General features: G+C 56.0%; 8 protein-coding genes. 2 read left to right on the forward strand and 6 right to left on the reverse strand.

Annotated elements, in window-relative coordinates; all coding sequences use genetic code 11:
* Positions 1-92: 92 nt before the first annotated feature.
* The gene (locus BIS10_RS19060; RefSeq protein WP_392567185.1) at positions 93-314 is read left to right on the forward strand and encodes an EAL domain-containing protein; all 222 of its coding nucleotides are present in this window, start codon (positions 93-95) and stop codon (positions 312-314) included.
* Between the two features lie 64 nt (positions 315-378).
* Here the strand turns inward: BIS10_RS19060 and BIS10_RS15070 are convergent, their stop codons facing one another.
* Positions 379-2,634, reverse strand: coding sequence for an ATP-binding protein (locus tag BIS10_RS15070; protein WP_253506298.1), 2,256 nt, complete (start codon positions 2,632-2,634; stop codon positions 379-381).
* Positions 2,635-2,659: 25 nt separating this feature from the next.
* Positions 2,660-3,166: a molybdopterin-dependent oxidoreductase gene (locus BIS10_RS15075; RefSeq protein WP_253506300.1), complete on the reverse strand. Its 507-nt coding sequence runs from the start codon at positions 3,164-3,166 to the stop codon at positions 2,660-2,662.
* 156 nt (positions 3,167-3,322) lie between these two features.
* Between BIS10_RS15075 and BIS10_RS15080 the strand changes: the two genes are divergently transcribed.
* Positions 3,323-4,036, forward strand: a complete 714-nt coding sequence (locus tag BIS10_RS15080; RefSeq protein ID WP_253506302.1) for a response regulator transcription factor — start codon at positions 3,323-3,325, stop codon at positions 4,034-4,036.
* A gap of 105 nt (positions 4,037-4,141) precedes the next feature.
* On the opposite strand, the gene arfA is transcribed toward BIS10_RS15080, so the two are convergent.
* The 4 genes from arfA to BIS10_RS15100 all read right to left on the reverse strand — a co-directional run bounded on the left by arfA (position 4,142) and on the right by BIS10_RS15100 (position 8,972).
* Entirely contained in the window at positions 4,142-4,324 is a 183-nt protein-coding gene (gene arfA, locus BIS10_RS15085; protein WP_253506304.1) for an alternative ribosome rescue factor ArfA, read from the reverse strand.
* Between the two features lie 120 nt (positions 4,325-4,444).
* Entirely contained in the window at positions 4,445-5,269 is an 825-nt protein-coding gene (gene dkgB, locus BIS10_RS15090; RefSeq protein ID WP_253506306.1) for a 2,5-didehydrogluconate reductase DkgB, read from the reverse strand.
* 111 nt (positions 5,270-5,380) lie between these two features.
* Complete coding sequence (cobA, locus tag BIS10_RS15095) at positions 5,381-6,277, reverse strand: uroporphyrinogen-III C-methyltransferase (RefSeq protein ID WP_253506308.1); 897 nt, start codon at positions 6,275-6,277, stop codon at positions 5,381-5,383.
* Entirely contained in the window at positions 6,237-8,972 is a 2,736-nt protein-coding gene (locus tag BIS10_RS15100) for a nitrate reductase (RefSeq protein WP_253506310.1), read from the reverse strand. Before BIS10_RS15100 ends, cobA begins: the two co-directional genes overlap by 41 nt.
* Between the last annotated feature and the right edge of the window lie 713 nt (positions 8,973-9,685).

Raw genomic sequence — 9,685 nt, forward strand, 5'->3', positions numbered from 1 at the left:
AAAAGTGGTTAAAAAGTAGCCGATGTAAGTCGAGCCAATAGGTGTTTAGCGGTGTTAGCCTGAGTGCGGTACTGGCTGAGGTGCTATGAGAAATCCAGGCTAGTGCCCAAGCCATTACGCTCTCGATTGTAGAGCTCGGTGCGCGACTGGGGATGAGCGTCGTGGCGGAGGGAATTGAAAATGCAGATCAGCAAGCCATTCTTGTAAAGTCGCACTGCCCCATTGGGCAAGGCTATTTCATCTCTCGCCCGCTATCACCTGCTGTCTTTGATGAGTGGTTACAACATCAAATGACCATGACCAAACGGGCCTAACCAGATAGTAAGTACCCACATGACCGATAACTCAGCGCTACCCGAGGTAGCGCTGATGTGAGCATTAAACCTCTAACAATCCTTGATCTAGCAGTGCCTGTTGAGTGGTCACTTGCAGCTCTTCGAGCGTATTCAATACTCCTACTATCCACTCACCACCTTCGTGAAATGCGCCTTTTTCCAACAGCGCGGCATTCTTTGCAATAGCGGCACAGCCTAGCGATGCGGCGGCCCCCTTAAGCGAGTGTGCTTCCTTGCTCAACGATTCATTATCTCCCGCTAGCCAGCAAGTCCGTAAGCGGATAAGACGCTCTTCTAACCGGGTGAGAAACGCATTCAACAACGCATTAAGCGAAGCAGGGTCAAACGCCTCCTGAAGCTCTGCGCAAATTTTGCGATCAAGCACGTCCAGTGCGTCCCTCTCTGTTGGTGAGTCACTTGGCGCACTCTCCTGCTCGCTGACGGAGCATCCGCTTTGCTCGACACTCTCCATCGTCACGTCAGCGGTGGGAACGTAGCGACTGATGAGTTGATACAGCTCTTCTCGCGTGAACGGCTTGTTGATCATGTCGTCCATACCGCTTTCGAAGCAGCGCTCGCGATGCTCAGGCATAACGTTAGCGGTCATAGCCACAATGGGTAGCCTAGTGAGTGCATTCGCGGCTTCAAAGGCACGCCAGCGCATTGTGGTTTCAGGCCCATCTAGGATCGGCATCTGCATATCCATTAACACAAGATCAATCGCCGAGTACTTCTCTTGCAGTAACTCCAACGCAGACTGGCCGTTATCGGCAATAGTCACGCGCTGCCCAAGCTGCTCCAACATGACTTTCGCGACGGTCTGGTTAATGGGGTTATCTTCCACAATCAGAATATGGTGGTTATCCACCAGCGCTGCTTGCTGTTCGCTGTGGTGATAGACCTCCATAGCCTCTGCTTCCGGTAACGCAACCGAAAACCAGAAACGGCTACCCAGCCCTACTTGGCTGGTCACGCCAATCTCACCGCCCATGGCATGAACGAGTCGCTTACAAATGGCGAGCCCCAGCCCTGTACCTTCGTGACGACGCGCCATCGAAGTATCTACCTGCGAAAAGGCTGAAAAAAGGCGCTCTTGATCTGCCGCTTCAATACCGCAGCCTGTGTCGTACACTTCGAACAATAGTCGGTCGCCAGCATCTGGCGAGGCGTTAAACTTCACAAATCCTTCTTCGGTAAATTTCAGCGCGTTATTGATCAGATTCATCATAACTTGGCGAAGGCGAGCGATATCGCCCATCACAAACCGAGGCAACGACGGATCAATGGAGTAGTTAAACACGACCGATTTGCTCTTCTCCTGCAGCACATAGCCTGTGCAGAGCGCTTCTATACATTCACGCAGATCAAAAGTACGAGTATCCAAATCAAGCCGTCCGCTCTCTATTTTGGTGTAATCCAAAATATCGTTGATCACGGCGCGCAGGCTCTCAGCACTGCGTTTGAGTGCCGATAGGTAAACGTGGGCTTTAGGAGTATGTACTTCTTCACTCAGTAGGTCGGCCATGCCCACCACACCGTTGAGTGGCGTGCGAATTTCATGGCTCATCACTGCCATAAACTGGGATTTGGCCTGGCTGGCGATTTCAGCGCGCTTGGCCGTCTCTTTCAGCTCTCGGCTCTTCACCCCTAGCGCTTGAGCCTTACGAATGCTGACCTTCCCTTCGATAAGCAGGGCGCGAACCAATAGACCGCCCGATAACATCAACGAGAGCAGTATGATTAATGCCAGCCCGTAGAGCTGCGTCATCTTTTCACGCTCTAGTGTGCGCAGTCGTGCCACGCTCGCGTTGGTCTCTATCAAGATGGTGCCGGTAATTTGCTGCAGTTGAACCGTGTGGTCCATTGCCTGACGAATTAGCTCGTTGTTTAGGGCGCTGGCATCGTCCCAAAGCGGCTCGATTAGGTGGTCGATGTCATGGATTACGGCGGCGGCTTGTTCTACCAGAGCATTCACGCCCTCAATTTTAGACACTGCCAGGTTGATTTCCCCCTGCTGAAACAGTGTCTTCCGGCTAAACAGTATTTCAAAACGCAGCAGCAAATCCTCGCTGCTCATGTGGCCCAGCTGGCTATCCACCAGCGTCAGATGAAACTCTCGTACCTCCCTATCGAATTGATACCCTGCCCATACGAGGTTTTCCAACAGCCTATTTTCGATGGCGTGCTGCCGCTGGAAAATCACTCCGCCCGTAATAATGGCAGATAGAAAAAAGAGGATTGCTGAAAAAGTGGCGACCCTCACACGACGCGAAAAGTAGTGTCTCAAAATGGGCAACATGGCGTTTACCTAGCAGACGCGACCGTTACTCGACCTCTATTCGCTTAACCTGCCATACGGAGCGGGTAAGGATCTCTTCGTTCAAGAGTGAAGGATTTTCATCGAAGGGATAAATGATAAACAGCGGCCCATGATCGCGAACTCTTAGCGGTTGACCATCTGCGCGCATGGCCAAGATGACCTCATGATCGTAAAAATCACTGACCGGCACCATAGAGGAGTAATCATTGAGCGCCACCACGTTCAACTGCTCCCCTTCAGCGCCCACGGCTTCTAATAATGCCCTTCCCAGCGGCCCCTCAAAGCTCACCACGCCATCATGCCAAGGCGTGCTGGTGTTAGTGGTACGCTGCGTTAACGCTTCTAGCATGACTTTATCGAAATGCGCTTCATTCCCCACGTTGGTTTGGGTAATGTTGCCGGTCACTTTCAAAATGACACTGCCGGTAGGCGAATCGAGCGCTTGCGCGATGTTGCATACAAACGCACTAACCACTACAAGAATAGCTTTATTAATCATATGCTTAGACATTTTTAACCTCCTAGTTGTAAACGAATTATAGCGCTACGACTTAAGCGTTAACTGTAAACCTTTGTGTCACTCCCCCTAACTCAACTAGAATTAATGAGTGAGTTTTCCCCCCATTGGTGTGAGGTTTATCACACGATAAAAAATAGGTAATTCACTATGCATATCGGCGTGCTGGAAGATGATCTCGACCAACAAGCGTTTATCGAGCAGTGCCTGCTTTCTGCAGGGCATCAGGTGTCTCTGTTTGGTAGGGCAAGTGAGCTAAGACGAGCTACGCAAGAGCAGCGCTTCGACTTTCTAATTATTGACTGGCGGCTGCCGGATGGTTGCGGCATGGATGTGGTCAGCCATTTACGTCAAAACGACGGTTGGCGTGGACCCATTCTGTTTATTACGGCAAGTCAGGGGGAAGATGACGTGGTAAAGGCACTGGAACAAGGTGCCGATGATTTTCTAGCGAAACCACTGCGCCCTAAGGAGTTTCTGGCGCGTGTCAGCGCGCTGGGTCGGCGTGCCGGTTACGACACTCCCCGCCCTTCAGCGACCTGCCCCAGAGCGTTTTCGATTAATACCGACGAGCACACTATTAAGGTCGATGACCACACTGTTGAGCTAACCGAGCGGGAGTATCGATTGGCAACCCTGTTCTTTTCCAAAGTGGGTGAGTTGTTAAGCCGCGCGCATTTGCTGGAACTGGTATGGGGAATAAAAGGCGATGTATCAACGCGCACAGTTGATACCCATGTAAGCCGATTGCGCCGCAAATTAGAGCTGGATGGCAGGCACGGCTTGCGCCTACGTAGCGTGTATCAATCGGGTTACCGCATGGAAGTGTGCAGTATCTCTACCGTAGAGCAAGCGGCCAATTGACATAAAAAAGCCGACCTTGCGGTCGGCCAAAAGCTGATGAGAGTCTGCAGACTGGCAAATTGCCTGCAGCGATGCCTGGGGGGAAGGCATCGCCAAAACGCTGATTCAAGCGGCTTGGCGATGCCCTCTCAGGACGCTAACCCGAAGCGAAGACGGCCCCTTCTGTGCATGACGCCCTTTACGTGAGTAACTGCCTTTGCCTTTCTTAGGCATTTGCTGCTGCATTTTGAACATGGGGGTGCGTAACTGGGCTTTCAGCGCGTTATCGCGAACCTTATGCTGTTTCACACTCTACTCCTGGTTTATTAAGAGAAGCTTATCGGGGCGGCCAATGTTAGCCACCGCCCCTAGGAACACCCGCTGCGCCAACAGTTCCCCTTGGCGCAGCGGTTTTACGATAGCGTTTTCCTAGCTACCTAACGGTTGGTCGTCCCACTGCGGAGCAAAATCTGGATTCGCAATGCGCTCATGACGATCTAACTCGCCAATCTGCGCCATTTCCGACTCACTCAGCGTCAGTTTGAAGGCATCGATATTGCTTTGAATGTTGCGCGCCTTGGTGGACGACGGAATGGTCAGGTAGCCCTGCTGATGGATCCACGCCAAGGTTACTTGCGCCGGATTGACCCCGTGTGCATCCGCAATGCGCTGCAGCGCAGGCTCTTCGAGCACTTTGCCAACGGCGAGCGGCATAAAGGCAGTGACTTTAATACCTAATTTCTCGCAGTGCTGCACTAACCGGCGATTTTGCAGGAACGGGTGAACCTCAATCTGGTTCGTAAAGATCTCGCCAGCGCCTAAGATATCCACCGCTTCATCGAGCTGTGCAATGGTAAAGTTCGACACGCCGATATGGTGCGCTTTGCCTGCCTGCTTCACTTCTTTTAAGGCGGTTAAGTAGTCCGCCATAGGCACCGCATCATCCGGCGACGGCCAATGGATAAGCAGCAGGTCTACATAGTCGGTGCCCAGCTTTTCCAGGCTTTCATCGACGCTGGCCTTCAGCGCGGCGGGTTCGAGCTTGTCGAACCACACTTTCGTGGTCAAAAAAATCTCTTCACGGGGAACGCTGCTAGAGGCAATCGCTTTTCCCACGCCCGCTTCGTTATCGTAAAACTGGGCGGTATCGATATGGCGATAGCCCACCTCCAGGGCCGCGTGAATGCTCTTCGTTAACGTGTCGCCTTCCAAGCGAAAAGTACCAAAACCGGGGTTCGGAGCGTCGTTGTGCATCCCTTCTCTCCTTTGCTTCATTTGATAGCGTGTTAACAAATATGGGGAGAGCACTCCAGGACTTCAACCCTGGCTTTTAACATTCTTTCGTAAAAAAACGACTTCCCGCTATCAGGCCTGCTGGCAATGCTGCGCCTGTGCGCCCGTTGCAGCAGGGCTATGGGCCACCATACTGACCACACTGCCCACCATAATGAGGCAGGGCGATGGCAGCGGCTGAGCGGCAAGGCGTTCGGGCATATCGGCTAGCGTGCCTACTAGAGACTGCTGCTCGGGCTGGCTGCCGTTGGCCACCAGCATGATAGGCCACGTATCGGGCAGGCCCGCTTGGCGCAGGCCGTGGCAAATGGCGGCCACTTTGGAGAGCCCCATGTAGAACACCAGAGTCTCGTCTTGACGCGCCAGCGTCGCCCAGTCCGGCATGCCGCCCTCCCGGCACAGCTGCGCCGTAATAAAACGCACCTGCTGGGCGTGGCCGCGGTCAGTGAGGGGAATCCCCATCCCCGCCGCTGCGGCGGAGGCGGCGGTAATACCCGGCACAATTTCCGCGGGCAGCCCGGCCTCTGCCAGAGCCGCTAGCTCCTCGCCCATACGCCCAAACACGCCGGGGTCGCCGCCCTTCAAGCGCACTACCGATTTGCCTGCCTGGGCCAGGGAGACGATCAGCTCACCAATTTCTGCCTGAGGCATGCTGTGATGGCCGTTGGCTTTGCCAACATAGTAGCGCTCGGTGCCCGGAGGAATGAGCCCTAGCACCTCGTCACCGACAAGGCGGTCATACACCACCGCGTCGGCTTGCATCAGCAATCGCGCGGCCTTTAACGTCAGCAGTTCAACATCGCCGCTGCCCGCACCTACCAAATAGACGGTTCCTGGGTGGCAGGCACCGCTTAGTGGCAAGCGCAACCGAGTGCCCGTGTCGCGACTAAAAGGCGCCCAAGCCCGCTGACCCAAGCGCCACAGCGCTTCAGGCCACTTCTGTGTTAGCTGTTTGCTTAGCGCGCGCATGGGGCCGCTCCTCTTCAAGTATCGCTTTTAGTTCGGGTAGGCAACTGCCGCACTGGGTGCCGCAGGCCAGTCGTGCGCCTAACGCTTCAACGCTGGTATCGCCCGCATGAATCGCTTTCACAATGCTGGCTTGGCCTACTTGGTGGCAGCTGCACACCACCGGGCCAGTATCGACAGCGCCATCATCGCACCCGGCCAGCAGGCGTCTACGGTGCTGTGTCTCCAGGGTAGCGTCATTGAAGCGCGCTTCAAGCCAGGCAAGCCCAGGCAGCTCGTCGGGTGGGCCCACCATCAACCACCAGCGCAGCCGCCCGTTCACCACGCCCGCTGCGCGCAGCCTACCCGTTGCCGGGTCGTCACACCACAGAGAGGCGGAAACACCGCACCACGCTTCCACCTGCGCCAGCCAATCATTGACCGGCTGGCTATCCGCTAGCTGCCAACGGGTGCAGCTTGCCATCGGAATGCGCGCCCAGTAGTCGCTGCGACACCAGGGCGATGGTGGCGCATCAAACTCGTTGGCTAGCAGCAGCGTCGCCTGCCAAGCAATGGGGAGTTTGCTCACCGCCACCGCCCCCTGCTTGGCTTCCGGCTGCCCGGAGAGCGGGTCGGTATACCCTTGAATCAGTGCACCGCTACGCCCCTGTTTGGTAAAGCAGTCGGTCCAGTGCATCGGCACGAACACTTCGCCTCGGCGCTGGGCGTTGGAAACCCGCACCCGCCCACGGTACTCCCCGGCGGTAGCGGTCAACGTCGCCAAGCTTTGATCCGTTAAGCCTGCCTGAGCCGCATCGTCTGGGTGCAGCTCCATGAACGGTTCGGCGCGGTGGTTCATCAAACGCGGCGAACGGGCGGTACGCGTCATGGTGTGCCACTGATCCCGCACGCGACCGGTATTCAAGCGCAGCGGGTAGTCGTCGCTCAGCGGCTGCGCCGGTGGGCGCGGAGTAATCGGCAGCAGTTTGGCTCGGCCATTCGCTGTAGCAAACCGGCCATCTTCGAACAGCCTTGCCGTGCCGCGAGGTGCCTGCTGAGTCACGGGCCACTGGATCGGTGCGAGCGCATCATAAGCCGCTTGGCCCAGGCCTGCCAGCCCTGAGATATCGAACAGCCGCTGGGTATCGCCGCTATTCTCATAGCCAGAGAGGCGTGCATGCTCATCGAAAATCTCCCACGGGTGGGTGTAATCGAAGGCTTCCCCCACGCCCAAGCGTTTTGCCACTTCACAGAGTATCCACCAGTCGTGCTTCGCTTCTCCGGGAGGAGACAGCATCCCCCGCTGGCGGGAAACTCGCCGCTCTGAGTTGGTCACCGTGCCATCTTTCTCTGACCAACCCGACGCGGGCAGCACGATATCCGCAAAGGGCAGCAGGTCGGTATTGGCGACGCACTCCGAAACGATCACCAGCGGGCATTTTGCCAACGCCCGGCGCACTTTCTCCCCATCCGGCATGCTCACCGCCGGATTGGTCGCCATCACCCACAGGGCGGTAATCTCGCCACGCTCGATGGCATCAAAGAGCTCTACCGCTTTGTAACCCGGGGCGTCAGGCAGTGCCGGGGTTAAATGCTTTGTGGTCCAGAAGCGGCTGACCAATTCACGAGCGCCCGGCGTGTGGTAATCCATATGCGCCGCCAGTTGATTGGCCAACCCACCCACTTCGCGCCCGCCCATGGCGTTGGGCTGGCCGGTGATCGAAAACGGCCCCGCCCCCGGCAGGCCGATTTTCCCACCCGCTAGGTGGCAGTTGATAATCGCGTTGCACTTATCGGTACCGCTGGAGGATTGATTCACCCCCTGTGAGTAGAGCGTGACCACGTGCAGCTGGCTGGCAAACCAGTAGTAGAAGGTTTCCAGACGCTCAGGGTCCACATCACACTCGCGGGCAACGGCTTCCACGCTGCTTGCACTCTCTTCTGAATTCTGCCGAGCGGCACTCAGCGCGTCGTCTAACCCTTCGGTGTGGCGCTCCAGGTAAACGCTATCTAGGCGCTTGTGGTCAGCCATCCACGCCAACAGCCCGTTAAACAGGTAAGCATCGCTGCCCGGACGAATGCCTAAGTAAAGATCTGCAATTTCGCAGGTGTCGGTCACTCGGGGGTCGATCACCACGACCCGCATCAGCGGGTTGCGCTCTTTGGCTACCTTCAAGCGCTGATAGAGCACCGGATGATTCCAGGCAAGGTTAGACCCTACCAGCACTACCAGCTCCGCCTCTTCGAGGTCTTCATAGCTACAGGGCACCGCATCGGCCCCAAAGGCGCGCTTGTAGCCCGCCACGGCAGACGCCATGCAGAGCCGCGAGTTGGTATCCAGGTGAGGGGTGCCCAAGAAGCCTTTAAACAGCTTGTTGGCAACGTAATAATCTTCGGTTAATAACTGGCCAGATAAATATGCCGCCACCGACTGCGGGCCATGGGCACTACGCTGCGCCTGCAAGCGTTCGGCGGTGGTGGTGAGCGCCTGCTCCCAAGAAACCTCTTTGCCGTCCACGCGCGGCTTGAGCAACCTCCCCTGCTCGCCCAAGGTTTCGTGCAGCGCGGTGCCTTTTACGCACAGGCGGCCGTAATTAGCTGGGTGCTCGCGGTCTCCTTCGACGGCGATGAGCTGCCCGTTCTCCAGCGTGGCGGTAACGCCGCAGCCGACGCCGCAGTAGGGGCAGGTGGTTCGGGCGAGCCGATTGGCCTGTGGCATGGCAGTTTCCTCCGGCGTTAAAAAGCAAAAAGCGCCCAAGCCAGCCTCGAAAGAAGCCTGCCTGGACGCCGTTGTCTCAGGGGCACCGCTTACCGGGTGCCGTACTCATCAGTGATTTGCTGCAGTTGGTATTATTCGACGCAATTAGTCGTTGTGATCGTTATGGGCAAAGACCCTGCACTGAGCCGTTGTTGCTTGTTACTGGAATAACTGCAAACCCTGCGCCACGCTGCGCTAAAACCATTAAAATACTTAATAAACAATAATTTATAAAAGAATCCTGCATTTCTACTTTTCGCGAAAGGCATGCCCTTTGTCGAATAATCGGTTGAAGAGAGTGCATCAACCGCCGCTTAAGCACCAACGTGGGGCAAGCCTAGCTAACCATGAGCGGCCTGCCGCCTCCTCAAAAACGCTTAATACGCTGATTAGGCTGAATTAAATCCACTGACGGCAAAAGCTGGCGGGCTTTTTGCTCACCGTAAGATAAGACCGTTCGGCAGCCAACGGCGGTTGCTGTGCGTTATCAACGACGCCAACGGGCAACGACGCCCCTGATACCCCCTTCTTGAAAGGGCTGTGTCAGGGGCGTTTTTTTATTTGCTGAACATTACGTTTCAACCACAGGAGCTACCTATGGAAACCGCTTCCCGGTGCTCACCGAACGAACACCTTGTCATTATCGGTAACGGCATGGCTTGCCACCGACTACT

Origin of the sequence: Halomonas sp. 707B3, from assembly GCF_024158645.1 — a bacterium.
GTDB classification, from domain to species: Bacteria; Pseudomonadota; Gammaproteobacteria; order Pseudomonadales; family Halomonadaceae; genus Vreelandella; species Vreelandella lionensis.